The sequence below is a fragment of the Janthinobacterium sp. CG3 genome, assembly GCF_000344615.1.
In the GTDB taxonomy this organism is placed as follows: domain Bacteria; phylum Pseudomonadota; class Gammaproteobacteria; order Burkholderiales; family Burkholderiaceae_D; genus Janthinobacterium.
This window is the reverse complement of sequence record NZ_KB467824.1, coordinates 5,396,296-5,421,249: the sequence shown is the minus strand read 5'-3', so window position 1 is coordinate 5,421,249 and position 24,954 is coordinate 5,396,296. Positions and strand designations below refer to the sequence as shown.

The window sequence follows — 24,954 nt, the reverse complement described above, 5'->3', positions numbered from 1 at the left end:
TGTAGTAAGGGCATGTTTCGCTGCCCACGCCGTAGTCACCGCGCGGCACGCGCGCACGCTAACGCGCCACGCTCCGCCTCGCCGCAACCCAAGCCGGTACCCTAGTTGTGCATCGGCGTGTGGATCTGCGCCTGCATCTGCTCGTAGCCGGCTTTGGCGGCGCGGTAGCAGGTCCCGGCGGACAGCTCCAGGCCTTCGCGGTCGAGCACCGTCACCTTGCCGCGGCTGTATTCGATCAAGCCCTCGTCCTGCAGCTTGCAGGCGGTGGCGGTAATGCTTTCGCGGCGCACACCGAGCATATTGGCCATGCTGTCCTGGGTCACTTTGATGTCGGGAGACAGCGAACGGTCCAGGCGGTCGAGCAGCCAGCGGCACAGCTTTTGCTCGATCGTGCAATGGCGTCCGCCGACGACGTTCTGGGCCAGTTGCGCAAACAGCGCGCTGTTATAGCGCATCAACAATTGGGCCAGCGCGCCGCCCTCGTAGAACACTTCGCGCAGGAACGAGGTGTGCAAGCGGTAGCCGTAGCCGGCGATTTGCACCACCGCGCTGCAGGTGGCGCGCTCGGCCTCGAACAGCGCCACGCCGACCACGCCCTCGCGCCCGACGACGGCGATTTCAGTGCTGGCGCCGTCTTCCATCACATACATCAGCGAGACGATGGCGTTGGTCGGGAAATAGCTGTAATCGATCTTGTCGCCACAGTCGAAGAGTTTTTTACCGGCCGGCAGGACGACCAGTTCAAGGTGGGCAAACAGGCGTTCCAGGTCGGCCCGGTCGAGCGCCCTGAGCAGTTCGTTCTGCTGCGCGCCGGTCACGCTGACGGCGGCGGAAAGTACCGCCGGGCCGAAGGCGCCGCGGGCGGCGCTCTGGTTGTTGGCACTGGCTGCTTGGGTGGCAGCGTTGGTCTGAAGGTTTTGCATAGCGGCCTCGTCGTCAGATCGATCCTTCGGAATATGCCGTGTGGATCACATTAGCGCCCTGCGCTGCTGATGAGTACTACTTTAGTCCTGCAGCGCACATATGGGCGTGGGACATTCCGACGCGCAAATGTAGGCTGGGGACATTGCAAAATATCATCTTTATCCTACAAAAATACCCGCATTGAGGAAAAAACAAGCTTGTCGCGCCATCCGCCTAGCCCGGCGCGCCATGGCCGGCCGGCCGCGGCTGGGATGCCTCCACCGGTAAAAAGAAACGCAGCATTTCGCTGGCGGCGTCCGGTCCGGGGCCGCCGTGGCCGCCGCACCAGGCGTGGCCGGCGCCATGCACAATCCACTCCTCGGCGATCATTTCGCCGCTGCCGTCGCAGTGCACGTTGTGGGTATAGTCGCGCCCCGCGCCGACGCGCTGGCGCACCAGCGGCCGCCACGGCTGCGCGGCGTCGGGCTCGGTCTGAGCCGCCATCAGCGACTGGCGAATGATGCCGGCGCCGTGGCTGGGGTGGACCGTGGTGTCGCCGTCGCCATGGAACACGATGGTGCGCATGGGCCGCGGCGGCGGCGCAACGGCGCCGGGCGCCCATGCGGCGGCGCCGTTGCGCATCACATCCATGGCCGAGCCGGCGTCGTTGGCGGCGCCGTACGGCAAGCCCGAATGGCTGCCGACGGCCTTGAACACGTCCGGATAGGTGCGACCCAGGACGACGGCCATGGCGCCGCCGGCCGACAGGCCGGCGATGAACACGCGCGCGGTGTCGACGCCGTAGTCGGCGATGACTTCGCGCGCGATGCCGGCGATGATGGACGGCTCGCCCTGGCCGCGTTGCTGGTCGCGCTGGTTGAACCAGTTCCAGCATTTGGCGCAATTCGCCGACGACGACTGCTCGGGATAGGCGACGAAGCATTGGCGCGCCTCCGCCAGCAGATTCATGCGCGTCTCGGTGGCGAACTCGTCGGCGCTCTGGCTGCAACCGTGCAGCATGACCAGCAGCGGCAGCGGCTGCCCGGTGTAGGCGGAGGGAATATAGAGTTTGTAGTCGCGCGCGCCGGCGTCGTTGGCGTAGCGCCGCGCCACGAAGGCGCCGCCGGGCTGGCGCCGCGGCGGCGCGACGGGGTAGGCGGCCGGGTAGGCGAAGTCGAAAAACAATTTACCGATAGCATCCGGCGCCTGCCACGGCAGCACAAGGTTGGGCCACATGGCGCCCCAGGAATCCATCATCACGCTTCCTTCCGAAAAGAACCGGCCGGCGGGATCGCCGGCCAACATGGCTTGAAAGGCCAGTGTGGCCGCCGCGCGCGGCGCCCGGAAGGGGCGTTCCGGCTGTGGCCGGGTAGGACAAGCGGCGGCGCGCAAGAGGTAAGCGCGCCTACACCGGCCAAGCGGAAACGGCGCAGCCGGTCGCGAGCGGCTCGCCGCGCCGTACACGCCTTACATCAGGTTCCTGCTCGACGGCCCCACGACGTGCTGGCCGGAGCTCTCTTTCCAGCTGCTCTCGATATGCTGCGCATCTTCCGGCGAACGGGTGCGCAGGCCCATCAGGATGCCGCCCTGATTGATGCCCTGCTCATAATGCTGCACCCGCTCCTCGGGAATGCCGGCGCCGACCAGCGCGCCGATCAGCCCGCCGGTGACGCCGCCGGCGCCGGCGCCGGCAATCGCGGCGGCCAGCGGGCCGGCCACCACCAGGCCCAGGCCGGGAACCACCAGGCTGGTGCCTAACGCGGCAATGCCGGCCAGTACGGCGCCGATGGTGCCGCCGATACCGGCGCCAATGCCGGCGCCCTCGGCGGCCTTGCTGCCCAATTCGGTTTCAACGGTGTCGCCGCCGGCGAAATGGCGCTTGCGCGTTTCGTCGGACATCACAAGCGATACGTCGTCCTTGCTGTAGCCGCGCGAGAGCGCGGAATTGTAGGCGCGTTCGGCGCTGTCGCGGTCGTTGAACAGGCCGGTCACCATGCTCGAAGTGTTGTCTTGGTTAGTCATGCTATCTCCTTGGGTGAAATGAACAAAAATGCCGAAGAAAAATGCGGCGTTGCCGCTGGCGCTTGCATGAGGCTGCAAACAAACCAGCGACTCCACAATAGAGCGTATCCAACGGCATTTCTGTTCGCTGTTGCACCAAACCGGATAGGCGCTTGGGCCGGCTGATCTGGCGCAAGGAGTGGCGTAGAACGGGGAACCGGCTGCGGCAACCGACTAGGCGCGGCCGATGATGGCCGCGCTGGCCGCCAGTTCGTCGATCAGCGCCAGCGAGTTCTTGCCCGACATGGCGTGCGGGTTCAACTCCGGCAGCGTCGAAAAGCGCAGCAGGATGGAGGCGTTGACCTTGGCCAGGTTGGCCTGTCCCATGGTCCAGCAGGCGTAGCGCCGCTCGTTGATCTCCTCGTAGTGCAGCAGCACCACGTCGGTGTGGCGCGGGTCGCGCAAAATCTGGCCGTACAGCGCGTTGATCGGTTCGCGCCCGCCCTCGAGTACCTGCATGAAAACGCGCTCGCTGTGGCACAGGATGCCGGTGATGCCGTGCTGCGGATTGTGCGCTTGCGCCTGCTGGATGATGTCGTGGATCGCCTCCGGCGCGGCGCCGGCGACGACGCGGCTGGCATACAAAAGTCGAACTAGCATGGTGGCCTTTCGGATAAATTAGCGTTTAATCAGGGACAGGAACTCGCGCCGCAGCGCCGGATCCTTTTGAAACGAGCCGTGCATCACACTGTTGATCATTTTCGCGTCCATGTCCTTGACGCCGCGCCACTGCATGCAAAAATGGTCGGCCTCCATCACCACGGCCAAGCCGTCCGGCTGCATTTTTTCCTGCAGCAGGTCGGCCAGTTGCACCACCGCCTCCTCTTGGATCTGCGGCCGGCTCATGATCCAGTTGGCGATGCGGGCGTATTTGGACAGGCCGATCAGGTTCGAGTGCTCGTTCGGCATGACGCCGATCCAGACCTTGCCGATCACCGGGCACAGGTGGTGCGAGCAGGCGCTGCGCACGGTGATCGGGCCGATGATCATCAGCTCGTTCAAATGCGCGGCGTTGGGAAACTCGGTCACCGGCGGCATCGGCACGTAGCGCCCGCCGAACACCTCGTTGATGAACATCTTGGCGACGCGGCGCCCGGTGTCTTGCGTGTTGTGGTCGCTGACGGTGTCGATGACCAGGCTCTCCAGCACCCCCTGCAGCTTGGCGCTGACTTCGTCGAGCAAGGCGTCCAGCTCGCCCGGCTCGATGAACGGGGCGATGTTGTCGTTGGCGTGGAAACGCGTCTTGCTGGCCACCAGGCGCTGGCGGATGCGCTCGGAGACCGGAACGTTGACGGGTGTGAAGTGTGTCAAATCAGTTGACATGCGGCGGTCCTGTAAAAAAGTATGCAAAAGCTGCGCCGGGCGGCCGAGCGGGTACGCCGGACCGGCCATCGCTTAGGTCGGAAAATATGTTGCTGGCATTGCTGGTTGCACCCAGTGTAACGCCCCAACCCGACCGCATCAACAAGATCGCGGCCGGATCACAGGGCGGATGGTAACAGAGCCGCCCGGCGAACCAGGGCGGATCGCCTGCGGCCGGGGGAGGAGCGCTTACTTTTTCAGCGTCAGGGTTCAGCGTAATGCGTTAGCGCGGCGCCGTGGCTGGGGCACGCGGGCCGGAGAAAAAAAGGGGGGTGGGGAGAAGACGGGGCGGGGCGCATCGCGCGCGGCGGGCGGCGGGCGGCGCCGAATATGCGGGCGAAAAAAAAGCCCTCAATAGAGGACCTTCCTTTTACGGCTCGATCAGCACATTACTGTGGCTGGATGTTCGACGCTTGCTTGCCTTTAGGGCCGGTGGTCACGTCGAAAGTGACGCGTTGGTTTTCAGCCAAAGATTTGAAGCCATTCGAGTTGATCGCCGAGAAATGCGCGAACAGGTCTTCGCCGCCTTCGTCTGGCGTGATGAAACCGAAACCTTTTGCGTCGTTAAACCATTTTACAATGCCATTTGCCATTTCAATTTCCAATATCAGTAAGTTTCAGGATGCACAAACCAGTTCTTCGCAGCAGTCATTAAACGCCAACTAACGGCGCAACGCTGGCCGAGCAAAGCTCATTCTAGCAAAAATGGCGGGATATGCTCGCACTTTCTGTATCGTCCGGTGCAATTAACCCGTTTTTATTCCACAAAATTGTCATTAAGCACTAATTTCTACCGTTCGCAGGCCGATCCGAGCTTGGAAAGGGGGCGCGGCGCCGTTTGCGACACGACGCGCCAAAATCCTACAAAGCGCTGGCGAATCCGCCTATCCCTGAATTTTGGCAACAGATTATAGTGTAATTTCTATAACGCATTGGCCCGTAATTCAGCGCTGGCCAAGCACCCCTAAGGAGAGCCAGCATGACCGCCACAAGCAAAACCGCGCAAGCAATCCCGAAAAAAATCCCCACCGAATCGGCCAAACAACGCGACGCCATCGCGGTGCTGACGCAGGACCATGAGCACGTCAAGGCGCTGTTCGAGCAGTACGAGGCGCTGAGCGACCGCTCCCCGGCCAAGAAGAAAAAACTGGCGCACGAGATTTGCCTGGAATTGACCAGGCACGCGACGGCCGAAGAGGAGATTTTCTACCCCGCCGTGCGCGAGGCCAACGGCGACAACGAAGACCTGATCGACGAAGCAACGGTCGAGCACGCCTCGGCCAAGGAGCTGATCGCGCAGATCCTCGCCATGGAGCCGGCCGACGAGCTGTACGACGCCAAGGTCAAGGTGTTGTCGGAGCAAATCGAGCACCACGTCAAGGAAGAGGAAGGCGAGATGTTTCCGAAGGCGAAAAAAGCCAAGCTCGACCTGGCCGCGCTGGGCCAGGCCATCGAGGCGCGCAAAGAGGAAGTCGAACTGCCCTCGGTGCAATAGGCGGCGAGGCGGCTCCGCGGCGGCACCGAACTGTCCGCTGCGGGGCCGGCGCCGTGCGCTCCTCGTTTGCCCAAATCGAACGGATAGATATACAAGTGGATCGGCCCGCCGGCGAATGCCGGCGCGGCGCGCAGGTTTTCCACGCGCACCCAGTACACGCCGGGTGCCAGGGAAATGTCGGCGATTGTTTTGCAATATGAAGAGATGTGCATGCCGTCATCCCGAATGACTCAAAACAACAACCGCACGCATTGTCCCCTTCCTCCCCGCCCTTCCCGATACAGTCGTCACTGTAGAACTAGCCGGTGTGGCTTCACGCTTCACGCTTCCTGATGCGTCGAATTTCCGAAGAGAGTACCCATGAACAACCCGAGAATGCTGTCCTGGGACGACAAGCCGGTTCGCAAGCCGTGGTCTGAGCAACTGCTCGCGTCCGTCGCCGCGGCGAAGAACACATTGGACCTTGGTAATCCCGAGGGATTTGTCGCCGGTTACTCAACGTTGAGCCTGGAACACCAACTCAAGTTCTGGGCCGAACTATTGGTGGCGATAGCGTGGCGCGAATCAGCATGGAAGCCGACGGCGATTTATCACGAACCCGCGCCGCTGGGGATAGACTCGGTCGGATTGCTCCAGTTGAGCTATGAGGACGCCGTGAATTACACTTTGGAGCCGCTGGACCGCGCCGCGAAGAGCTTGGAGCAACCGCTGGTGAACCTGCGCTGCGCGGTAGTAATAATGGCCAGCCTGGTTTCCCGGGACAAGGTGGTGGCGTCAAGCTCGCGCAACAGGCACGCTGGCGGCGCGCGTTATTGGTCGGTGCTTCGCAAGGGCCATCACATCGTGGAGATTCAAGCCAAGGTCAAAACCGCATTGGGTCTATGACGCCCACGCCCTCCACAGTGGGGACAAAAGTCCACGCCGCCATCGAAAAGCCTCGCCCCATCGTCTGCCCCGCAAAAGCGCGGTGCGATAAAACCGGGCTTTCGTCGTTTTTAACCGCCGCGTCTACCTGCCCGGGCTTGCGGCCCTGATATGGCGCTCGCGAAGCGCGACGGAGAAGACCGGACAGGCGTCTAACTCGCGGTGATTTATTGATAATCGTTGCGCTTTCGTCCTGTCGGCGGCGGCGAAAGCGGTAAAATGGCGGCCTTAACGCAAGCGCAGCGCTGCCCCGCGATTGGCGGGCACATCAGCCGACCTGCCCCGCCCCACCGACAAAGAACACATGACCACCACCCCGACCGAAATCAACGCCGCCGCCATCAAGAACAGCCCGGCGGAAAAACACACTCCCATGATGGTCCAGTATCTGAAGATCAAGGCCGATCACCCGACGATGCTGGTGTTTTACCGCATGGGCGACTTCTACGAGCTGTTTTTCGAGGACGCCGAGAAGGCCTCGCGCATCCTCGGCATCACGCTGACCCAGCGCGGCGCCTCGAACGGCAACCCGATCAAGATGTGCGGCATCCCCTTCCACTCGCTTGACCCGTACCTGGCCAAGCTGGTCAAGCTGGGCGAGTCGGTGGCGATCTGCGAGCAGATCGGCGACCCGGCCACCAGCAAGGGGCCGGTCGAACGCAAGGTGATGCGGGTGGTCACCCCCGGCACGCTGACGGACGCCGACCTGCTGCCGGAGAAATCCGAGCGGCCGCTGCTGGCCCTGTGCGTGATCAGCCAGCGCAAGAGCCTCACCGCCGGCTTGGCCTGGCTGTCGCTGGCCAGCGGCGCGTTGAAGTTGATGGAGTTTTCCGGCGACGCCAAGTCGGTCACGGTGCGCCTGCAGCAGGAACTGGAGCGCATCGCCCCGGCCGAGATCCTGCGCGGCGACAGCGCCGACATGTTCGAAAACCACGCCGGCGCCAACGTCAACCGCGTGCCCGACTGGCACTTCGACGTGCTGGGCGGCCACAAGGCCCTGCTCGAACAGTTGAGCGTGGCGACCTTGACCGGCTTCGGCGCCGACGGCCTGGGCGCGGCGTTCGGCGCCTCCGGCGCGCTGCTGCGCTACGCCCACTCGACCCAGGGCCGCGGCCTGCAACACGTGCGCACGCTGACGACCGAGACCGAAAACGAATTCATCGGCCTGGACGCGGCCACCCGGCGCAACCTGGAGCTGACCGAAACCATCCGCGGCCAGGAGTCGCCGACGCTGTTCTCGCTGCTCGACCATTGCCGCACGGCGATGGGTTCGCGCCTGCTGCGCCACTGGTTGCACCACGCCCGGCGCGACCAGGGCGTGGCGCGCGCGCGCCACCAGGCCATCGCCGCGCTGGCCCATAGCGACGCCAGCGGCGCGCTGGCGGCGACGCTGGCGCAGGTGCCCGACATCGAACGCATCACCACCCGCATCGCCCTGCTGTCGGCGCGCCCGCGCGACCTGGCCGCGCTGCGCGACGGCCTGCAACAATTGCCGGCGCTGCGGCAGGGCGTGCTGCGCTGCGACGGCCCCGGCTTCGACGGCAGCCTGCTGGCCTCGGTCCACGCGGCGCTGGCCACGCCGTCGGCCTGCCTCGACCTGCTGCAGCGCGCCGTCGCGCCGGAGCCGGCGGCGATGGTGCGCGACGGCGGCGTGTTCGCGCGCGGCTTCGACGCCGAACTCGACGAGTTGCGCGCGCTGTCCGAAAACGCCGGCCAGTTCCTGGTCGACCTGGAAACGCGCGAACGCGCCCGCACCGGCATTGCCAACCTGCGCGTCGAATACAACAAGGTGCACGGCTTCTACATCGAGGTCACGCACGGCCAGACCGACAAGGTGCCGGACGACTACCGCCGCCGCCAGACGCTGAAAAACGCCGAGCGCTATATCACGCCGGAACTCAAGGTGTTCGAGGACAAGGCCCTGTCGGCGCAGGACAAGGCGCTGGTACGCGAAAAGGTGCTGTACGAACAGTTGCTGTTCGACTTGGCGCCGCACATCGGCACCCTGCAAACCATCGCCCAGGCGCTGGCCAAGCTCGACACGCTGGCGGCGCTGACCGAGCACGCGCTGCACCACAACTGGAACGCGCCGCAACTGGTGAGCGAGCCGTGCATCAACATCGTCGAGGGCCGCCACCCGGTCGTCGAGAAGCAAATCGAGCGCTTCATCGCCAACGACTGCAACTTCGTCAACGAACGCCGCCTGCTGCTGATCACCGGCCCGAACATGGGCGGTAAATCGACCTTCATGCGCCAGGTCGCGCTGATCACGCTGCTGGCCTACATCGGCAGTTACGTGCCGGCCGCCAGCGCCGTGATCGGCCCGATCGACCGCATCTTCACGCGCATCGGCGCCACCGACGACCTGGCCGGCGGGCGCTCCACCTTCATGGTCGAAATGACCGAGTCGGCGGCGATCCTGAACGGCGCCACCGAGCATTCGCTGGTGCTAATGGACGAGGTCGGCCGCGGCACATCGACCTTCGACGGCCTGGCGCTGGCCTGGGCCATCGCGCGCCACCTAATCGACACCAGCCGCAGCTTCACGCTGTTCGCGACCCACTATTTCGAGCTGACCCAGTTGCCCGAAAGCCACCCGAGCGCGGCCAACGTGCATTTGTCGGCGGTCGAGCACAAGGACAGCATTGTCTTCCTGCACGCGGTCCAGGCCGGCCCGGCCTCGCAAAGCTACGGCTTGCAGGTGGCCCAGCTGGCCGGCGTGCCGCAAGCGGTGATCAAGGCCGCGCGCAAGCACCTGGCGCGGCTGGAGGCGCAGGCGCTCGACGCCACGCCGCAGCGCGACTTGTTCGCCGCGCCGGCCAGCGATCCCTACGCGCAGGAGGAAGAGGCGGCGCCGGCGCCGGCCGCCAACCCGGCGCTGGCCGAGTTGCTGGACGCGCTAGACGTGCTCGACCCGGACGCGCTGACCCCGCGCGAGGCGCTCGAGCAGTTATACCAGTTGAAGCGCCTGTCCGTGCCGGCCCAGGCATGAGCCAGCGCCGCAATGCCGTGCTGGCGGCGCTGCTGGCCGCCGCGCTGGCGTGCCAGCCGGCCGCCGCCCGCAGCGCGCGCGCCGGCGAGACCTTCCAGTTCGGCGTGATCGGGCATTCGTTCCAGTCGGGCCCGGACGACTCCGAGCTGCGCCAGGCGATCCGCGACACCAACCAGGCCAACCTGGCCTTCGTGGTCGCCACCGGCATCAAGGCCGACAGCGAGTCGTGCAGCGACAAGCTGTACGCGCGCCGCGTGGAGCTGCTCGACGAGAGCGAGTGGCCGCTGGTGGTGTCGCTGGCCGCCAGCGACTGGAGCGGCTGCAAGAATTCGGCCGGCCGCTCGAACGCGATCGACCGCCTGAACCGCCTGCGCGAGCTGTTTTTCGCCGACGACAATTCGCTGGGCGCGCGCAAGCTGGCGCTGGCGCGGCTGTCGGCCAACGCCAAGTTCCGCAGCTACGCCGAGAACAGCCAATGGGAGTCGGGCCGGGTGCTGTTCGCCACCATCAACCTGCCGGCCAACAACAACCATTTTTTGCCGGAAGCCGGGCGCAACAGCGAGTTCGAGGACCGCCTGGTGGCCAACCGTTCGTGGTTGCAGCGCCTTTTTGCTGCGGCGCAGCGTAAAAAATTGGACGGCATTGTGCTGTTTTCCGACGGCGACGTCGGCGTGCAAAACGAGGACGAGCGCTCGCTGCTGCCAAGCTTTAACACGAAACAGGATGGTTTTGCCGTGATGCGGCGGCAGATCAGGACGCTGGCGAAAAAGTTCAGCGGCAAGGTTTTGCTGATCGATACGAAGCGCGGGAAAAATCCGCCGGCGCCGGCCATCGAGTGGAACGACAACCTGGGGCATGTCAGCGTCAACGCCGGTTGGGTGCGGATCCAGGTCAACCCCGGACGCGCCAATTTGTTCGATATTAAAAACGGCGAAGCGCAGTAATGGCGGAGGATGCGCGCAGTTGCGGCAAATTTCCGCCCGTAGGTCGGCGGAACGCGTAGCCCGACGCCGAGCCGCTGCCGACGCCAGTCGGGTTACGCCGACGCGGTTAAGCCCAACCCCAACGCCCCGCCAGTTCGCCGCATCTCAGCGGCGTTTGAATAACTTACGCGATCTTAATGGATCGGGTGGCTGCGGAAGTGGTCGCTGTCTTCGGCGTCGCCGTCATCTTCGTCGTCATGGTCGTGGCCGTGGCCGTGGGCGCCATGGACGTGGCCGTGGGCGATCTCTTCGTCCGTTGCGGCGCGCACGTCGGCGACCGTCAGCGAGAAGCGCAGTGCGATGCCGGCCAGCGGATGGTTACCGTCGAGCACGACTTTATCGTCGGCGATATCGGTGACGGTGAAAATCATCGCCTCTTCGTCGGCCGAATCGCTGTCCGGCATACCTTCGAACTGCATCCCCACTTCCAGTGGATCCGGCAGGCGGCTGCGCGGCTCGACCTTGACCAGCGCCGGGTCGTATTCGCCAAACGCATCGTCCGGTTCAATCTGGATGGTGTTCGCATAGCCGACTTCCTTGCCGTCGAGTTCTTCTTCGATTTTCGGCAGGGTGTTCTCATAGTCACCGTGCAGATAGACCATAGGCTGACGGCCGTCTTCGATCAGATTGTCTTGAGCATCTGACAGTTTGTAATTTACAGTCACGACCGTGTTCTTGGCAATCTTCATTGTGCTTCCTTTCATTGTATAAGCTGGCAAATTATACCCTCTTAGCCAGGCGAATGAGGGAATCCGCGCCGGCGCGCCAGGCGCGTTGCGCGGGCGGGCGGCTTGGCGCCCGATTCCCCGCCGCGCCACGGCGCATTGTTATAATGGTGGAATGAAAAAACCATCCATCCTCGGCGATATCACGCCGGCGCAGTTCCTGCGCGACTACTGGCACAAAAAGCCGCTCTTGATCCGCCAAGCCATCCCCGGCTTCAAGCCGTTGATGAGCATTGCCGCGCTGGCGGCGCTGGCCGCGCAAGACCACGTCGAAGCGCGTCTGGTCAGCCACACCGGCGGCGAATGGCAGATGCGGCAAGGCCCGCTGGCCACCCTGCCCGGCCGCGACGAAAAGGAATGGACCCTGCTGGTGCAGGGCGCCAACCTGCACAACGACGACGCCGACGACCTGCTGCGCCGCTTCCGCTTCATCCCGGACGCGCGCCTGGACGACCTGATGATCAGCTTTGCCACCGACGGCGGCGGCGTCGGCCCGCACTTCGACTCGTACGACGTGTTCCTGCTGCAAGCCCAAGGCCAGCGCCGCTGGCAAATCGGCCCGCAGAAGGACCTCAGCCTGGTCGAAGGCCTGCCGCTGAAGATCCTCAGCAAGTTCAAGCCGACCGAGGAGTTCGTGCTCGAACCGGGCGACATGCTATACCTGCCGCCGCACTACGCGCACGACGGCGTCGCCGTCGGCGACTGCCAGACCTACTCGATCGGCTTCCGCTCGCCGTCCTACCAGGAGCTGGGCGAAGCCTTCCTGCAATTCATGGCCGACTCGATCGACCTGCCGGGCCGCTACGGCGACCCGGACCTGGAAGTGACGAAGCACCCGGCCGAAATCCCGCGCAAGATGCTCAGCGCCGTCGCCGAGGAAATGAACAAGGTGCGCTTCACCGAGGACGACGTCACCATCTTCCTCGGCGAACACCTGTCCGAACCGAAGCACAACGTCTTCTTCAAGGGCCCGGCCAAGCCGCTGACGCCGGAACGCTTCGCGCTCAGCGCCGCCAAGAAGGGCGTGGCGCTGTCGCGCAAGAGCTTGATGCTATACCGCGGCAAGCACGTGTTCATCAACGGCGAATCGTTCGCCATCGGCCGCGCCGACAAGGTCGCGCTGGAGGCGCTGGCGAACCAGCGCGCGCTGGAAGGCGCGGCCCTGGCCAGCGCCTCCGAGGATGTGATGGACGCGCTGTACACCTGGTACCAGGACGGCTGGCTGGAATTGGCGTAACGGCTTTTACGGCAAGGCGTCGCCGAAGTGTTGGTTTGACAAGCAAGGAGTGGCAATGGAAAAGCAAGTGTTTCATTTTTCAAGCCGGAGCGAGTTCGAGCAACACCTCAGGCTTTGCCTTGGGCGCGCGCAATGGCGCTTGCGCCTGTTCGACCCCGACTTCGCGCTATGGGGGCTGGGTAGCACCGAGGTCGACGCCACGCTGCGCCGCTTCCTGCTAGGCAAGGGCCGGATTGAACTGGTGGCGCACAGCAACGCCTTGCTGGAGCGCCAGTGCCCGCGCCTGCTGCGTCTGCTGACGCAATTCAGCCACCTGATTGAATGTCGCGTAACAAGCAAGAACCTGCGCCATCTGACCGATTCTTTTTGTATCGCCGACGATCTGCACGTGGTGCGGCGCTTCCACTGCGATTATCCGCGCGGCGAGGCGGTATTCGACAGCGAAGCCGACACCAATTTGTGCGCGGAGCGCTTCGGCGGCATCTGGGCGGAATCCGATCCGGGACTGCACGCGAGCACGGCCGGAATATGAGCAAAATCAAGAAATGCCTTATCATGGCGCCCGTGAATCTGCTTTCGGGGTAACTTTGCATCAAATGGAAATGTATCGCTCCGGTAAATATTGCGTTATCACAAAATAGTTGCGGAATTGACGGTTACTCCTATTGCGATGCACCAAAAATCGCTATAATATTCGGTTAGGAAGTTTCCGTTGTCTGGCAGAGCACCTCTAGGTACGAAAAGCCTTCGAAGAACGACCTAACGAGCGATAATTACCGGTAATTATTCATCGCAACATTGTTGAACATTTTTGAAATATTTAAGGAAAACACATGAAAAAATCCCTGCTGATCGCCTCCCTGTTGGCTGTTGCTCTGGCTGCTTGCAGCAAAAAAGAAGAAGCTCCAGTAGCTCCTGCTGTTGTCGAAGCTCCTGCTGCCGCTCCAGCTGCCCCAGCTGCTGAAGTTGCTCCTGCTGTTGCCGCTGACGCTGCTGCTGCCGCTTCGGTTGCCGCTTCGACCGCTGCTGACGCTGCTGCTGCCGCTTCGGTTGCTGCTTCGACCGCAGCTTCGGCTGCCGCTTCGGCCGCTTCGAAGTAATATCAGCTTGCTGTAAAAAAGCCGGTCTTCGGGCCGGTTTTTTTACGCCTGGACTGCGGCAACGGCGCATGCGCCAAGGCCGCGATCGAAGCGAACGGCGATAAAAAAGCCGACCCCCGGGTCGGCTTTTTAACGTTTGGCCGCGCGCTGGCGGCCAGCCATGGCCTTACTTTAACTGCTCGTTGAGCAGCGTCAGGATTTTCTCAGCGGTGGCCGACACTTCCGGTTTGCCGTCGTTGCTCAGCACCGTGACCAGGCTGTTGGCGCCGCTACCGGCCTTGACCGAGATGCGGTAGCGCAGCGCTTCCTTGTCCTTCTCGGACGCACCAAAGCTGAGCAGCTTCTTGAAGAAGCTTTCGGTCTTGGTGACGTCCGGGTCGAGGTAGCGCACGAAATACGTGCCCTGGGTGCGGTCGCGGTCCTCGACGGTGAAGCCGACCCGGTCCAGCGCCAGGCCGACGCGGCGCCAGGCGCGGTCGAAGCCCTCGTCCACTTCCACCGCGCGGCTGCCGGCGGCGCCGGTCAGCTTGGCGTGCAGCGCTTGCACGACGGCCTTGTCGACGGCGGTCTTCGCCTGCGTGTCGTCGCCGCTGCCCAGGCGCGTCATCAGGCGCGCCAGGAACATGGCCTCCAGGCCCGGGTCGTTCGGCCGCGCGGTCCAGATGGTGCCGTCCTTTTGCTGGCCGGTGACCACTTCCTCGGCGCCGCGGTGGCTGATGTAGATTTCGCTGGAACCGTCCGGCAGGCGCTCGACGCGGGTGCGGTACTTGTCGCGCTCGCCGGTCGAATACAGGGAATCGAAGACCTTGCCGATGGTGCTGCGCACGAAGTCTTGCGGGATCTTCGCGCGGTTTTCATTCCATTCCGTTTCCATGATGCCGGCCGCCGGTTGCTCCAGCGCCAGCGTGAAGCCGGAATCCTCCCAGAAGGTTTTCAGCTGCGGCCACAAGGCCTCGGGCGTCTGCTTGACGACCAGCCAGCGCTGGTTGCCGGCGCGCTCGACGCGCGTCTCGGCGGTGCCGGCGAGCACGCCGGGCGTACCGGCCGCGGCCATCGGCGCGGCGCTTTTTTGCGCGTTGTAGCCGGAAGCCGTGGCGACGCCGTTCTTGGCGTCCGGCAGCGTGTAACGATTGTCTTTCTGCAACTGGGTCAGATCCGGCGGCACGTCGAGCGTGCTGGCTTTCTTGGCCGACTTGTAGTCGACCTTGTCGTTGCCTACCACGGAGCTGATCATGCCGCAGCCGGCCAGGCTGACGACAACGGCGCCGATAACGAGGCCGCGCTGTGCCATGGCGGCGTGGGCCGGGTAAAGTTTATTGCGAATAGTCATGTCGTTACTGGATGAGAAGCTAAACAGCAGCTGAAATCAGGGAAGATCCGGACCGTTTCAAGTCGGGGCTCATGGCCAGCCCGCCGGGTCGCGGCGGACTGGGCCTTATGGTAATACGCCGGCTTCGCGCAAGGCGCCGCGGACGGTGTCGTGGCAGTCTTCGGCCAGGCCGACTAGCGGCAGGCGTATGCCCGACGGCATCATGCCCATTTCCGTCAACGCCCATTTGACCGGCACCGGGTTCGGCTCGACAAACAATTTCTGGTGCAGCGGGATCATCTTGTTGTTGATCGCCACGGCGCCGGCGATGTCGCCGCCCATGGCCGCCACGCACAACTCGTGCATCGCGCGCGGGGCGACGTTGGCGGTCACCGAAATGTTGCCCTGGCCGCCGCAAAACATCAGCGCCATCGCCGTCGGGTCGTCGCCCGAATACACGGCGAACGACGGCGGCACCATGCGCAGCAGGTCGGTGCCGCGGCCGATGTTGCCGGTGGCGTCCTTGACGCCGACGATGTTCGCAATCTCGGCCAGGCGCGCGATGGTCTCGTTGGACATGTCGGCCACGGTGCGGCCCGGCACGTTGTACAGGATGATCGGCAGGTCGACCGCCAGGGCGATGGCCTTGAAGTGCTGGTACATGCCTTCCTGGGTCGGCCGGTTGTAGTACGGCACCACTACCAGGGCCGCGTCGGCGCCGGCTTCCTTGGCGAACTCGGTCAGCTTGATCGCCTCGGCGGTCGAATTGCCGCCGCTGCCGGCGATGATGGGAATGCGTCCCTTGGCGTGCTCGACGGTCGCACGGATCAGTTCGCAGTGTTCTTCCACGCTGACCGTTGCCGATTCGCCGGTGGTGCCAACGATGACGATGCCGTCCGTACCCTCGGCGATGTGCCAGTCGATCAGCTTGCGCAAGCCTGGAAAGTCCAGACTGCCGTCCGCGTGCATCGGGGTGACGATTGCTACAATGCTGCCCTTGATCATAGTAAGTATGGTGCGCCGAGAATTAAAACATCGATTGTAGCGGATAGGCCGCGCCTGTGGTGCATCTTGCACCTGTTTTACAGTTCATTACAGTACGCCGTCGCACGCGGCCAGCAGCGCCGCCTGCGGCGGGAAATCGGCCCGCACCGCGCACAGGCGCTGCACCATGGCCGCTTTCGGCGCGTCCACCCTGCCCTCCTCGAACGCCACCACGCGCAAGCCGTGCCGGGCGGCCCAGGCCAGCAACTCGCCGGAGGCCAGCAGGAAGGCCGGATTCGACGGTTTGCCGAACTCGGCGTTGCCGGCGCTGAAGGTTTCGTACAGCAGCACGCCGTCCGACGCCAGGCTGCGCGCGATGCCGGCCAGCAGCGGCCGGTGCAGGTAGTTGGTGACGACCACGCCGGCGAAGCGCCCGGCCGCGTAAGGCCAGGCCGCGTCCGCCTCCTCGAGGTCGAACTGGGCCGTGACGACGCCCGGCCCGGCCGCGCGCGCCAGCGCGTCCGGGTCGCGGTCCAGCGCCAGCACCTCGTGGCCCAGCGCCGCCAGGTGGCGCGCGTGGCGGCCGCCGCCGCAGGCCAGGTCGAGCACCTCGCCGGCCGGAATCAGCGGCGCCCAGCGCCGCACCCAAGGGGAAATGGCGTCCATCCCCATCAGCTGTACGCCAGGCCCATGGCCTCGCGCACGTCGCGCATGGTTTCCTGCGCCAGTTTGCGGGCCACGTCGTTGCCGTCGGCGACGATGGCGCGGACCAGCGTCGGGTCGTCGAGGTATTGCTGGGCGCGCTCGTGCATCGGTTCCTGCTCCTTGATAATGGCGTCGATGACCGGCTGCTTGCATTCGATGCAGCCGATGCCGGCCGACTTGCAGCCCTTCGCCACCCACTCCTTGGTGGCGTTGTCGGAATAGACTTCGTGGAATTGCCAGACCGGGCACTTGGCCGGGTCGCCCGGGTCGCTGCGGCGCACCCGCGCCGGGTCGGTCGGCATGGTGCGCACTTTCTTGGTGACGCTGTCCTTGTCCTCGCGCAGCGCGATCGCGTTGCCGTAGCTCTTGGACATCTTGCGCCCGTCCAGGCCGGGCAGGCGCGAGTCCGCCGTCAGGCGCGCGTGCGGCTCCACCAGGATCAGCTTGCGGCTGCCCTCGAGGTAGCCGAACAGGCGCTCGCGGTCGATCATCGACAGGCTCTGGGCGTCGTCGAGCATGGCCTTGGCCTGTTCCAGCGCCGCGTCCTTGCCCTGTTGCTGGTAGTCGGTGCGCAATTCGTTGTAGAGCTTGGCGCGCTTGCTGCCCAGCTTTTTCACCGCCTCCTGGGCCTTCGCCTCGAAGCCCTTCTCCTTGCCGTACAAATGGTTGAAGCGGCGCGCGATTTCGCGCATCATTTCAATGTGCGGCACCTGGTCGTCGCCCACCGGCACCTGGCTGGCGCGGTAGATCAGCACGTCGGCCGCCTGCAGCAGCGGGTAGCCGAGGAAGCCGTAGGTGGCCAGGTCCTTGTTGCTCAGGTTCTCGATCTGGTCCTTGTAGGTCGGCACCCGCTCCAGCCAGCCCAGCGGCGTGGCCATCGACAGCAGCAGGTGCAGCTCGGCGTGCTCCGGCACCTTCGACTGGATGAACAGCGTCGCCTGCGACGGGTCGATGCCGGCCGCCAGCCAGTCGACCAGCATGTCCCAGGTGCTGCGCTCGATCAAGCCCGGGTCGTCGTAGTGCGTGGTCAACGCGTGCCAGTCGGCGACGAAGAACAGGCAGGGCAACTCGGACTGCATCTTGACCCAGTTCTTCAGCGCGCCGTGGTGGTGGCCGAGGTGCATGGAGCCGGTCGGGCGCATGCCGGAGACAACGCGGTCGGGGTACATAGTTGATCAGTTCAAAAGAAGGGTCAGGGGCAGCACCAGCACCTTGAAGACGCCGATCAGCAGTTGGACCGCGGCGATCAGCGCGCCGTCGAGCACGTGGAAATACATCAGCGCCACCAGCACGCCGAACACGTACACGCCGTACTGCTCGATGCGGCCGAACTTGCGCGCCAGCGCCAGCGGCAGCAGGCCGGTCAGCACGCGTCCGCCGTCGAGCGGGGGCACCGGGATCATGTTGAAGACGCACATGGCGGCGTTGACGCTGACGCCGGCGGCGGCCATGCGCAGGAAAAACGACTCGTGCACATTGGCCGTGGCCAGCAGCACCGCCAGCACCATCCAGCCCAGGCCCATGCAGAAATTGGCGCCCGGGCCGGCCAGCGCCACCCAGGCCATCTGCTTTTTCGGATTGCGCAACTGGCTGTAGTCGACCGGCACCGGCTTGGCGTAGCCGAACGGGATCTGGATCGTCAGGTATAGCAGCAGCGGCAGCAGGACGGTGCCGAAGGGGTCGATGTGCTTGGCCGGGTTCAGGCTCAAGCGCCCCTCGTTGGAGGCGGTGGGGTCGCCGAAATAGCGCGCCACGTAGCCGTGGGCAGCCTCGTGCAGGGAAATCGCGAACAGGACCGGAATCAGGAAAACCGCAATGGTTTGTACTATGTGGTTGATGTCATTCATATCGCGATTCTACCAGAGCGCCGACAACGGCCCGCCGCGGGCGCGCGCGGCGCCGTCACAGGCCCAGCAACGCGGCGTCGCCGCGGCCCTGGCGCACCAGCACCGGCTCGGCGCCGGTCAGGTCGACCACGGTGGTCGGCTCGAAACTACAGGCGCCGCCGTCGACGATCAGCTCGATGTGCTTTTCCAGCCGCTCGCGGATGCTGTCGGCGTCGGTCAGGGTGTCGTCGTCGCCCGGCAGGATCAGGGTGGTGCCCAGCAGGGGCTGGCCGAGTTCCTCCAGCAGCGCCTGGACGACGCGGTTTTCCGGCACGCGCAGGCCGATGGTCTTGCGCGACGGATGGCTCAGGCGCCGCGGCACTTCCTTGGTCGCCTCCAGGATGAAGGTATAGGGACCCGGCGTGGCCGCCTTGAGCAGACGGAACTGGCGGTTGTCGACGCGGGCGTAGACGCCGATTTCGCTGAGGTCGCGGCACAGCAGCGTCAGATGGTGCTTTTCATCGATGCCGCGGATGCGCCGCAGCCGTTCGACCGCGCCCTTGTCGTCGAGGTGGCAGACCAGCGCGTAGCACGAGTCGGTCGGCAACGCGACGATACCGCCGGAGTGGATGATGTGCGCGGCCTGCTTGAGCAGGCGCTGCTGCGGGTTCTCGGGGTGGATCTGGAAAAATTGGCTCATGTCGCGTTATGCCGGGCATGCTCGGCATGCCGCCTTGTTAGAATTGTCACGATTGTACGCCACGCAGCGCGGCGATGCGCGCCTCCAGCGGCGGATGGGTGGCGAACAGCGCGGTCCAGCCGCCGCTGCCGGCGGTGATGCCGAGCGCCGCCATCGACTGCGGCAACTGTCCGGGCGCCACGCCGCCCAGGCGCGCCAGCGCGTGCATCATCGGCGCCGGGCTGCCCAGATACTTGGCGGAACCGGCGTCGGCGCGAAATTCGCGCTGGCGCGAAAACCAGGCCACGATCAGCGAGGCGGCGATGCCGAACAGCACTTCGCAGGCCATCACGGTAACGCTGTAGCCGATGCCCGGACCGCGCTCACCGTTGCCTCGCAACAAAACCTTGTCGACGAAAAAGCCGACCACCCGCGCCAGGAACACCACGAAGGTGTTGACCACGCCCTGGATCAGGGTCAGCGTGACCATGTCGCCGTTGGCGACGTGGGCGATCTCGTGGCCCAGCACCGCTTCGACCTCGTCGCGGTTCATGCTTTGCAGCAGGCCGGTGGAGACCGCCACCAGCGCCGAGTTCTTGAACGCGCCGGTGGCGAAGGCGTTTGCCTCGCCCTCGTAGACGGCGACCTCGGGCATGCCGATGCCGGCCCGCTCGGCCAGCGCGCGCACGGTGTTGACCAGCCACAGCTCGGTGGCCGAGGACGGGTTGTCGAGCACGCGCGCGCCGGTCGACCACTTCGCCATCGGTTTGCTGATCAGCAGCGAGAAAATCGCCCCGGTAAAACCGACCACCAGCGAAAACAGTAGCAGGCTGCCGAGGTCGAGGCCGCCGCCATACGGCTGGCGCCCGACGCCGAGCACGGTTAGCACGATCGACAGCACCAGCATCACGGCCAGGTTGGTCAGAATAAACAGAACGATGCGTTTCATGGCGGGGCTCTCCGGTGTGAGTGGCCGAGACTTCAACGGCGTAAGCATAAGGTAGGAGCGGCGCCGCCAAAAACAAGGCGGCGGGCGCGCAGCGGCGCCGCCGGCGGGCTAAAACCAGTCGTGCCAGACCGGCGTGACGTTGCCCGGCAACGGCGGCAGCTGCGCGAAGTCGACGCGCGACTCGCCCGGCGCGTGGAAGTCGGTGCCGCGCGAGGCCAGGAAGCCGTAGTCGTTGGCCAGCCGGGCGTACTGCGGATACTGGTCCGGGCTGTGGCTGCCGGTGACGACTTCGATGGCGGCGCCGCCCAGTTGCTTGAACTCGTCGAACAGCGCGCCCTCGGCGGTGTCGCTGAAGCGGTAGCGGCCCGGATGGGCGATCACGGCGACGCCGCCGGCGCCGCGGATCCAGCCGACCGCCTCGGCCAAGGTGGCCCAGCGGTGCTCGACATAGCCGGGCTTGCCTTCCGACAGGTATTTGCGGAACACCTCGGGAATGTTGGCGCACTTGCCGCATTCCACGATGTAACGGGCGAAATGGGTGCGCGACATCAGGTCGGGATTGCCGACGAAGCGCAGCGCGCCCTCGTAGGCGTCGGGGATGCCGGCGGCGGCCAGTTGGGCCGAAATGTCGCGCCCGCGGGCGTCGCGCCCGGAGCGGGTGCTGGCCAGGCCGCGCAGCAGCGCCGGGTTGGCCTCGTCGATTTGCAGGCCGACGATATGCACCGTCTCGCGCGCCCAGGTGATGGAAATCTCGACGCCGGCGACGAAACGCATGCCATGCCCGGCCGCGGCGGCGCGCGCGGCGGCGACGCCCGAGACCTCGTCGTGGTCGGTCAAGGCCCAGACGTCGACGCCGGCCTTGCGCGCGTAGGCGGCCACGGCGGCCGGCGCCAGCACCCCGTCGGAAATATTGGAATGACAATGAAGATCTACATTAAGCATACGGAAAAAGCCTAGCGTCAGCTGAACAGGAGGTAAGGATTCATTGTACGCTGCTTGTCCAAATCGCACGACGCGGCGCCGGCGCGCCTGATCCCGCGCAACACGCCACCGGGGACAGACCACGATTTCCGAGCAACTAGTTGCTCGGAAATCGTGGTCTGTCCCCGCCCCCTACGCCAAAAACTCCTCCACCATCCGCGCCAGCACCTCCGGCTGGTCGTGGTGCAGCATGTGGCCGGCGTCGCTGATCATCTTCGCCGTCACATCGCGCAGGAAACCGAGGCGGCGGTCGATCTCGATGCGCGCCTCCGCCTTCGGCCCCATCCACAACCACATATTGGTATCGGCCGCCTCGACCCACAGCACCGGCGCGGTAATCGCGCTCCAGCACGCCATGAAATCCTCGACGTGGTAGGGCAAGGGGCTGGCCTTCTTATGCTGCGGATCGCCCAGGATGTCCCATTGGCCGGCGGCGTTTTGCGCGGCCCAGTGGCGCGACAGGTACTCGGCGCGCTCGTCGGACAGGCGCGGATTGGTTTTTTGCAGGCGCGCGGCGACCGCGGCGCGGTCCGGATAGCTGCGCATCTCGGCCGGCTCGAGCAATTCGTCGAGCCACTTGGCGTAGCGGCCCGGCACCTGCTCGGGCAGGTTCGAGCGCAAACCGAAGCCCTCCAGATTGATCAGCTTGCGGATGCGCCCCGGGCGCGCGCCGGCATAGATGCCGATGACATTGCCGCCCATGCTGTGGCCGAGCAGGTTGACGGCCTGATCGGGCGAATAATGGCGCAGGATCGCGTCGAGATCGGCGACATAGTCGGGGAACCAATAGGTGTCGGCGCGCGGCCGCTCGCTCAGGCCGAAGCCACGCCAATCCGGGGCGATCACATGCCAGTCGCCCTGCAGCGCGTCGACGACGAACTGGAACGAGGCCGACACGTCCATCCAGCCGTGTAGCATGAACAACTTGGGCGCGCCCTCGCGGCCCCAGTGCCGGACATGGGTGCGCAAGCCGCGCACGGTGATCATTTCGGAGCGAGACAGTTGCATAATGGTTCCACCTTGAAAGTAACAAAGGCGCCGCCAACGACCGGCGACGCGCTACAATAAACCCGAATATAAAAGCACGATCGTTCCATTATACAGAATTGCGCTTGCCGGACGGGAAATGCCGGCGAGGGCGTAAAATAGCGCGATTCCAACGTTCACCGGACCCCACCATGACCATCTACCAATTGGGCGAGCACGCGCCGCATATTGACGCGTCCGCCTTCATCGCCGACACCGCCACCGTGATCGGCAAGGTCAGCGTCGGGGCCAACGCCTCTGTGTGGTTCGGCGTGACGCTGCGCGGCGACAACGAGCGTATCACCATTGGCGAGAATAGCAATGTGCAGGAATCGTCGGTGCTGCACACCGACATGGGTTTTCCCTTGTCGATAGGCAAGAACGTGACGGTCGGCCACCAAGCCATGCTGCACGGCTGCAGCATTGGCGACGGCGCGCTGATCGGCATCCAGGCGGTGGTGCTGAACGGCGCCAAAATCGGCAAGGGCTGCCTGGTCGGCGCCGGCGCCCTGGTGACGGAGGGCAAGGAATTTCCCGACAATATGTTAATCATCGGCTCGCCGGCGAAGGCGGTGCGGCCGCTGACGCCGGAAGACATCACGCGTTTGCAGGGCAACGCCGCCAGTTATGTGCAGCGCGCCCAGCTGTTCAAGACGCAACTTACAAAGATTGGATAAGAAACAATGACGACAGACGTAAAGACAGACGCCGGCATCGACACGCTGCAAAAATTTATTTTCGATAACGCGGCCGTGCGCGGCGAGTTCATCGACATCTCCGCCACCTGGCGCGAGACGCTGTCGCACAACAGCTACCCGCCGGCGGTGCAGGCGGTGCTGGGCGAAATGGTGGCCGCCGCCGCCCTGCTGTCGGCCAACCTGAAGTTCAACGGTTCGATCATCATGCAAATCCACGGCGACGGTCCGGTGCGCCTGATGGTGGTCGAGTGCGACGCCGAACTGCGCCTGCGCGCCACCGCCAAGCTCGACCCGAAGGCGCAGATCGCCGACGACGCGACGGTGCCGGCGCTGCTCAACGCCAACGGCAACGGCCGCTTCATCATCACCCTCGACCCGAACGACAAGATGCCGGGCCAGCAACCCTACCAGGGCATCGTGCCGCTCGACGGCGACGACCTGGCGACGGTGATCGAGAATTACATGCTGCGCTCCGAGCAGCTCGACACCCGGCTGTGGCTGGCCACCAACGACACCACCTCGCGCGGCCTGTTGCTGCAAAAGCTGCCGCACCACGGCGGCAAGGCCGAGGCGGTGCCGCTGTCCGAGGAGGACGCGCTGGACACCTGGAACCGCGCGGTGATGCTGGCGTCCACGCTGAAGCCGGAGGAGATGCTGTCGACCGATATCGACACGCTGATGCAGCGCCTGTTCTGGGAGGAAACCATCCGCGTGTTCGAGCCGACCCACCCGAGCTTCCATTGCTCGTGCACCCGCGAAAAGGTCGGCAATATGTTGAAGATGCTGGGCCAGCCCGAGGTCGACGGCACCCTCGATGAATTCGGCGAAGTCAGCGTCAACTGCGACTTCTGCGGCCAGCGCTACGCCTTCGACAAGGTCGACTGCGCGCAACTGTTTGTCACCGACGCGCCCGCCGAAGCGCTGATCAGCGCCAGCGCCGTCAAGCACTAAGCCTTCCAAGCGCCCCGCCCGGCCTCGGGCCGGGGCGCTCCGCCCCAGCCGCCACGCCCGCCGCGGCGGCAAAAAAATTGTCACGCACGAGTATATTTTTACGCACCAAAAAGGCGCATCTACGCCCCCATTATGTGCATTGTGAATTTCTGAAATTTGAAAAGGGAATTGGACGTATAACCGCGACTCCGATATTGTGCAATGCAGCATCCCCTCTATCTTAAGGAGTCACACCATGTCCACGATCACCAACAACTTCGCCGCCCAATCAACCCCATCGAGCGGCTACCTGAGCCAAGTCGGCGCCGCCGCCCGCTCGCTGCTGTCAGCGCTGCTGGCCGTCAAGCCGTACCAGGAATTGGCCGTCAAGGACGCCGGCGCAAGCAGCCGCGCGTCGCGCGCCGCCACCAAGCCGTCGCCGCGTCAACGCGCACGCGATATCGCCGCGCTGTACGCCGAAGCGAACCGTCACGAGTCGAGCATGCCTAACCTGTCGGCCGAGTTGCGTTTCATGGCGTCGCGCGGTTAAGTCGTTTTGTTTAATTGAGCAGTGTTGGAAATACAGCAGGTAAGCGGCAAGTCGTAGGCAGCAAGTAGTAGGCAGCAAATAGTAGGCAGGCAGGTAGTACAGTTGAGCCCTCCGGGACGAGAGTCGAACATTGCTTCCTCCGTCCTCCGGGGCTAACGTCAGTGTGGCGCGGGCGCGTTGCCGGTGCTTACAGCCGGCGCCGGGGCGGTGGCCGCGGCGGACACAATCGGCGGGGTCTGGCCCTTGCCGACGATTTGCACGAAAATTTCGTTTTTCTTGACCATGCCCAGTTCAAAACGGGCACGCTCCTCGACCGCTCCGGTGCCGTCTTCCAGATCGCGCACTTCGGAATCGAGTTTGGCGTTGCGGGCTTTCAGTTCCACATTCTTCTTTTGCGCCATTTCCACCTGGTTTTCCAGGTCGGACACGCGCAACCATCCCCCTTTGCCTATCCACAGCGGGAATTGAATCAACAACAGCAGGGCCGCGAGTGCGAGCGTAATCAGACGCATGGGAATGAAACCGGCCGGAGTAC

The 24,954-nt window shown here is 64.5% G+C and carries 27 protein-coding genes; 10 read left to right on the top strand and 17 right to left on the bottom strand.

Going from position 1 to position 24,954, the window contains the following annotated elements:
• Positions 1 to 101: 101 nt before the first annotated feature.
• The 6 genes from JANGC3_RS0124085 to JANGC3_RS0124060 form a co-directional block, all read right to left on the bottom strand.
• Complete coding sequence (locus tag JANGC3_RS0124085; RefSeq protein ID WP_017879054.1) at positions 102 to 923, bottom strand: Crp/Fnr family transcriptional regulator; 822 nt, start codon at positions 921 to 923, stop codon at positions 102 to 104.
• 214 nt (positions 924 to 1,137) lie between these two features.
• Positions 1,138 to 2,160 carry an extracellular catalytic domain type 1 short-chain-length polyhydroxyalkanoate depolymerase gene (locus JANGC3_RS29995; protein ID WP_198292051.1) on the bottom strand — a complete coding sequence of 341 codons (1,023 nt, stop codon included), beginning with the start codon at positions 2,158 to 2,160 and terminating at the stop codon, positions 1,138 to 1,140.
• Between the two features lie 210 nt (positions 2,161 to 2,370).
• Positions 2,371 to 2,925: a hypothetical protein gene (locus tag JANGC3_RS0124075; RefSeq protein WP_017879052.1), complete on the bottom strand. Its 555-nt coding sequence runs from the start codon at positions 2,923 to 2,925 to the stop codon at positions 2,371 to 2,373.
• Between the two features lie 213 nt (positions 2,926 to 3,138).
• On the bottom strand, positions 3,139 to 3,564 hold the full coding sequence (locus JANGC3_RS0124070) for a BLUF domain-containing protein (RefSeq protein ID WP_026133442.1): 426 nt from the start codon (positions 3,562 to 3,564) through the stop codon (positions 3,139 to 3,141).
• 18 nt (positions 3,565 to 3,582) lie between these two features.
• Positions 3,583 to 4,287 carry a GTP cyclohydrolase I gene (gene folE, locus JANGC3_RS0124065; protein WP_051068414.1) on the bottom strand — a complete coding sequence of 235 codons (705 nt, stop codon included), beginning with the start codon at positions 4,285 to 4,287 and terminating at the stop codon, positions 3,583 to 3,585.
• A 428-nt stretch (positions 4,288 to 4,715) separates the two neighbouring features.
• Positions 4,716 to 4,919, bottom strand: a complete 204-nt coding sequence (locus tag JANGC3_RS0124060; protein ID WP_017879049.1) for a cold-shock protein — start codon at positions 4,917 to 4,919, stop codon at positions 4,716 to 4,718.
• Positions 4,920 to 5,305: 386 nt separating this feature from the next.
• On the opposite strand from JANGC3_RS0124060, the gene JANGC3_RS0124055 reads away from it, so the two are divergent.
• The 4 genes from JANGC3_RS0124055 (at position 5,306) to JANGC3_RS0124040 (ending at position 10,681) form a co-directional block, all read left to right on the top strand.
• Positions 5,306 to 5,821, top strand: a complete 516-nt coding sequence (locus tag JANGC3_RS0124055; protein WP_017879048.1) for a hemerythrin domain-containing protein — start codon at positions 5,306 to 5,308, stop codon at positions 5,819 to 5,821.
• A gap of 360 nt (positions 5,822 to 6,181) precedes the next feature.
• Positions 6,182 to 6,706 carry a transglycosylase SLT domain-containing protein gene (locus JANGC3_RS0124050; RefSeq protein ID WP_081611968.1) on the top strand — a complete coding sequence of 175 codons (525 nt, stop codon included), beginning with the start codon at positions 6,182 to 6,184 and terminating at the stop codon, positions 6,704 to 6,706.
• Between the two features lie 343 nt (positions 6,707 to 7,049).
• The gene (gene mutS / locus JANGC3_RS0124045) at positions 7,050 to 9,737 is read left to right on the top strand and encodes a DNA mismatch repair protein MutS (RefSeq protein ID WP_017879046.1); all 2,688 of its coding nucleotides are present in this window, start codon (positions 7,050 to 7,052) and stop codon (positions 9,735 to 9,737) included.
• The gene (locus tag JANGC3_RS0124040) at positions 9,734 to 10,681 is read left to right on the top strand and encodes a hypothetical protein (protein ID WP_017879045.1); all 948 of its coding nucleotides are present in this window, start codon (positions 9,734 to 9,736) and stop codon (positions 10,679 to 10,681) included. The genes mutS and JANGC3_RS0124040 overlap by 4 nt, the downstream gene beginning before the upstream one ends.
• 173 nt (positions 10,682 to 10,854) lie before the next feature.
• Here JANGC3_RS0124040 and JANGC3_RS0124035 read toward each other — a convergent pair whose 3' ends face one another.
• Entirely contained in the window at positions 10,855 to 11,409 is a 555-nt protein-coding gene (locus JANGC3_RS0124035) for an FKBP-type peptidyl-prolyl cis-trans isomerase (protein WP_026133440.1), read from the bottom strand.
• A 151-nt stretch (positions 11,410 to 11,560) separates the two neighbouring features.
• On the opposite strand from JANGC3_RS0124035, the gene JANGC3_RS0124030 reads away from it, so the two are divergent.
• The 3 genes from JANGC3_RS0124030 (at position 11,561) to JANGC3_RS29990 (ending at position 13,782) form a co-directional block, all read left to right on the top strand.
• Positions 11,561 to 12,682 carry a ribosomal protein uL16 3-hydroxylase gene (locus JANGC3_RS0124030; protein WP_017879043.1) on the top strand — a complete coding sequence of 374 codons (1,122 nt, stop codon included), beginning with the start codon at positions 11,561 to 11,563 and terminating at the stop codon, positions 12,680 to 12,682.
• A 55-nt stretch (positions 12,683 to 12,737) separates the two neighbouring features.
• On the top strand, positions 12,738 to 13,214 hold the full coding sequence (locus JANGC3_RS0124025; RefSeq protein WP_026133439.1) for a DUF7931 domain-containing protein: 477 nt from the start codon (positions 12,738 to 12,740) through the stop codon (positions 13,212 to 13,214).
• Positions 13,215 to 13,515: 301 nt separating this feature from the next.
• Positions 13,516 to 13,782 (top strand): hypothetical protein, encoded by a 267-nt coding sequence (locus JANGC3_RS29990; RefSeq protein ID WP_081611967.1) that lies wholly within the window; start codon positions 13,516 to 13,518, stop codon positions 13,780 to 13,782.
• A 166-nt stretch (positions 13,783 to 13,948) separates the two neighbouring features.
• On the opposite strand, the gene bamC is transcribed toward JANGC3_RS29990, so the two are convergent.
• The 9 genes from bamC to JANGC3_RS0123975 all read right to left on the bottom strand — a co-directional run bounded on the left by bamC (position 13,949) and on the right by JANGC3_RS0123975 (position 22,223).
• Positions 13,949 to 15,112 carry an outer membrane protein assembly factor BamC gene (gene bamC / locus JANGC3_RS0124015; protein ID WP_157406863.1) on the bottom strand — a complete coding sequence of 388 codons (1,164 nt, stop codon included), beginning with the start codon at positions 15,110 to 15,112 and terminating at the stop codon, positions 13,949 to 13,951.
• Between the two features lie 105 nt (positions 15,113 to 15,217).
• Entirely contained in the window at positions 15,218 to 16,096 is an 879-nt protein-coding gene (gene dapA, locus JANGC3_RS0124010) for a 4-hydroxy-tetrahydrodipicolinate synthase (protein ID WP_017879039.1), read from the bottom strand.
• Positions 16,097 to 16,183: 87 nt separating this feature from the next.
• Positions 16,184 to 16,741, bottom strand: a complete 558-nt coding sequence (locus JANGC3_RS29985; RefSeq protein ID WP_035787926.1) for a class I SAM-dependent methyltransferase — start codon at positions 16,739 to 16,741, stop codon at positions 16,184 to 16,186.
• 5 nt (positions 16,742 to 16,746) lie between these two features.
• A complete protein-coding gene (locus JANGC3_RS0124000; protein WP_017879037.1) occupies positions 16,747 to 17,949 on the bottom strand; it encodes a tryptophan--tRNA ligase in 1,203 nt (400 codons plus the stop codon).
• 6 nt (positions 17,950 to 17,955) lie between these two features.
• Positions 17,956 to 18,627: a site-2 protease family protein gene (locus JANGC3_RS0123995; RefSeq protein ID WP_017879036.1), complete on the bottom strand. Its 672-nt coding sequence runs from the start codon at positions 18,625 to 18,627 to the stop codon at positions 17,956 to 17,958.
• Positions 18,628 to 18,682: 55 nt separating this feature from the next.
• Positions 18,683 to 19,306: an L-threonylcarbamoyladenylate synthase gene (locus tag JANGC3_RS0123990; protein WP_017879035.1), complete on the bottom strand. Its 624-nt coding sequence runs from the start codon at positions 19,304 to 19,306 to the stop codon at positions 18,683 to 18,685.
• A gap of 46 nt (positions 19,307 to 19,352) precedes the next feature.
• On the bottom strand, positions 19,353 to 20,234 hold the full coding sequence (gene htpX / locus JANGC3_RS0123985; protein WP_017879034.1) for a protease HtpX: 882 nt from the start codon (positions 20,232 to 20,234) through the stop codon (positions 19,353 to 19,355).
• Positions 20,235 to 20,342: 108 nt separating this feature from the next.
• Positions 20,343 to 21,176, bottom strand: a complete 834-nt coding sequence (locus tag JANGC3_RS0123980) for a 3',5'-nucleoside bisphosphate phosphatase (protein WP_026133438.1) — start codon at positions 21,174 to 21,176, stop codon at positions 20,343 to 20,345.
• Between the two features lie 171 nt (positions 21,177 to 21,347).
• On the bottom strand, positions 21,348 to 22,223 hold the full coding sequence (locus tag JANGC3_RS0123975) for an alpha/beta fold hydrolase (protein ID WP_026133437.1): 876 nt from the start codon (positions 22,221 to 22,223) through the stop codon (positions 21,348 to 21,350).
• 170 nt (positions 22,224 to 22,393) lie between these two features.
• On the opposite strand from JANGC3_RS0123975, the gene JANGC3_RS0123970 reads away from it, so the two are divergent.
• The 3 genes from JANGC3_RS0123970 (at position 22,394) to JANGC3_RS0123960 (ending at position 24,419) form a co-directional block, all read left to right on the top strand.
• Positions 22,394 to 22,918, top strand: coding sequence for a gamma carbonic anhydrase family protein (locus tag JANGC3_RS0123970; RefSeq protein WP_017879031.1), 525 nt, complete (start codon positions 22,394 to 22,396; stop codon positions 22,916 to 22,918).
• A gap of 6 nt (positions 22,919 to 22,924) precedes the next feature.
• Positions 22,925 to 23,890 (top strand): Hsp33 family molecular chaperone HslO, encoded by a 966-nt coding sequence (hslO, locus tag JANGC3_RS0123965; protein WP_017879030.1) that lies wholly within the window; start codon positions 22,925 to 22,927, stop codon positions 23,888 to 23,890.
• Between the two features lie 235 nt (positions 23,891 to 24,125).
• Positions 24,126 to 24,419 (top strand): hypothetical protein, encoded by a 294-nt coding sequence (locus tag JANGC3_RS0123960; protein ID WP_017879029.1) that lies wholly within the window; start codon positions 24,126 to 24,128, stop codon positions 24,417 to 24,419.
• Positions 24,420 to 24,577: 158 nt separating this feature from the next.
• Here JANGC3_RS0123960 and ftsB read toward each other — a convergent pair whose 3' ends face one another.
• Entirely contained in the window at positions 24,578 to 24,931 is a 354-nt protein-coding gene (gene ftsB, locus JANGC3_RS29980) for a cell division protein FtsB (RefSeq protein WP_051068345.1), read from the bottom strand.
• Positions 24,932 to 24,954: the final 23 nt, after the last annotated feature.

What these genes read in the sequence shown, in the direction of transcription:
- JANGC3_RS0124035 (WP_026133440.1), bottom strand. Translation starts at nt 11,409, where the DNA reads ATGAAGATTGCCAAGAACACGGTCGTGACTGTAAATTACAAACTGTCA.
- folE (WP_051068414.1), bottom strand. Translation starts at nt 4,287, where the DNA reads ATGTCAACTGATTTGACACACTTCACACCCGTCAACGTTCCGGTCTCC.
- JANGC3_RS0124060 (WP_017879049.1), bottom strand. Translation starts at nt 4,919, where the DNA reads ATGGCAAATGGCATTGTAAAATGGTTTAACGACGCAAAAGGTTTCGGT.
- JANGC3_RS29985 (WP_035787926.1), bottom strand. Translation starts at nt 16,741, where the DNA reads ATGGACGCCATTTCCCCTTGGGTGCGGCGCTGGGCGCCGCTGATTCCG.
- JANGC3_RS0123980 (WP_026133438.1), bottom strand. Translation starts at nt 21,176, where the DNA reads ATGCTTAATGTAGATCTTCATTGTCATTCCAATATTTCCGACGGGGTG.
- JANGC3_RS0124025 (WP_026133439.1), top strand. Translation starts at nt 12,738, where the DNA reads ATGGAAAAGCAAGTGTTTCATTTTTCAAGCCGGAGCGAGTTCGAGCAA.
- bamC (WP_157406863.1), bottom strand. Translation starts at nt 15,112, where the DNA reads ATGACTATTCGCAATAAACTTTACCCGGCCCACGCCGCCATGGCACAG.
- JANGC3_RS0124040 (WP_017879045.1), top strand. Translation starts at nt 9,734, where the DNA reads ATGAGCCAGCGCCGCAATGCCGTGCTGGCGGCGCTGCTGGCCGCCGCG.
- JANGC3_RS0124070 (WP_026133442.1), bottom strand. Translation starts at nt 3,564, where the DNA reads ATGCTAGTTCGACTTTTGTATGCCAGCCGCGTCGTCGCCGGCGCCGCG.
- JANGC3_RS0124030 (WP_017879043.1), top strand. Translation starts at nt 11,561, where the DNA reads ATGAAAAAACCATCCATCCTCGGCGATATCACGCCGGCGCAGTTCCTG.
- JANGC3_RS29995 (WP_198292051.1), bottom strand. Translation starts at nt 2,160, where the DNA reads ATGATGGATTCCTGGGGCGCCATGTGGCCCAACCTTGTGCTGCCGTGG.
- JANGC3_RS0124055 (WP_017879048.1), top strand. Translation starts at nt 5,306, where the DNA reads ATGACCGCCACAAGCAAAACCGCGCAAGCAATCCCGAAAAAAATCCCC.
- JANGC3_RS0123960 (WP_017879029.1), top strand. Translation starts at nt 24,126, where the DNA reads ATGTCCACGATCACCAACAACTTCGCCGCCCAATCAACCCCATCGAGC.
- JANGC3_RS0124050 (WP_081611968.1), top strand. Translation starts at nt 6,182, where the DNA reads ATGAACAACCCGAGAATGCTGTCCTGGGACGACAAGCCGGTTCGCAAG.
- JANGC3_RS29990 (WP_081611967.1), top strand. Translation starts at nt 13,516, where the DNA reads ATGAAAAAATCCCTGCTGATCGCCTCCCTGTTGGCTGTTGCTCTGGCT.
- hslO (WP_017879030.1), top strand. Translation starts at nt 22,925, where the DNA reads ATGACGACAGACGTAAAGACAGACGCCGGCATCGACACGCTGCAAAAA.
- mutS (WP_017879046.1), top strand. Translation starts at nt 7,050, where the DNA reads ATGACCACCACCCCGACCGAAATCAACGCCGCCGCCATCAAGAACAGC.
- JANGC3_RS0124000 (WP_017879037.1), bottom strand. Translation starts at nt 17,949, where the DNA reads ATGTACCCCGACCGCGTTGTCTCCGGCATGCGCCCGACCGGCTCCATG.
- ftsB (WP_051068345.1), bottom strand. Translation starts at nt 24,931, where the DNA reads ATGCGTCTGATTACGCTCGCACTCGCGGCCCTGCTGTTGTTGATTCAA.
- JANGC3_RS0123975 (WP_026133437.1), bottom strand. Translation starts at nt 22,223, where the DNA reads ATGCAACTGTCTCGCTCCGAAATGATCACCGTGCGCGGCTTGCGCACC.
- JANGC3_RS0123995 (WP_017879036.1), bottom strand. Translation starts at nt 18,627, where the DNA reads ATGAATGACATCAACCACATAGTACAAACCATTGCGGTTTTCCTGATT.
- JANGC3_RS0124085 (WP_017879054.1), bottom strand. Translation starts at nt 923, where the DNA reads ATGCAAAACCTTCAGACCAACGCTGCCACCCAAGCAGCCAGTGCCAAC.
- JANGC3_RS0123990 (WP_017879035.1), bottom strand. Translation starts at nt 19,306, where the DNA reads ATGAGCCAATTTTTCCAGATCCACCCCGAGAACCCGCAGCAGCGCCTG.
- JANGC3_RS0123970 (WP_017879031.1), top strand. Translation starts at nt 22,394, where the DNA reads ATGACCATCTACCAATTGGGCGAGCACGCGCCGCATATTGACGCGTCC.
- htpX (WP_017879034.1), bottom strand. Translation starts at nt 20,234, where the DNA reads ATGAAACGCATCGTTCTGTTTATTCTGACCAACCTGGCCGTGATGCTG.
- JANGC3_RS0124075 (WP_017879052.1), bottom strand. Translation starts at nt 2,925, where the DNA reads ATGACTAACCAAGACAACACTTCGAGCATGGTGACCGGCCTGTTCAAC.
- dapA (WP_017879039.1), bottom strand. Translation starts at nt 16,096, where the DNA reads ATGATCAAGGGCAGCATTGTAGCAATCGTCACCCCGATGCACGCGGAC.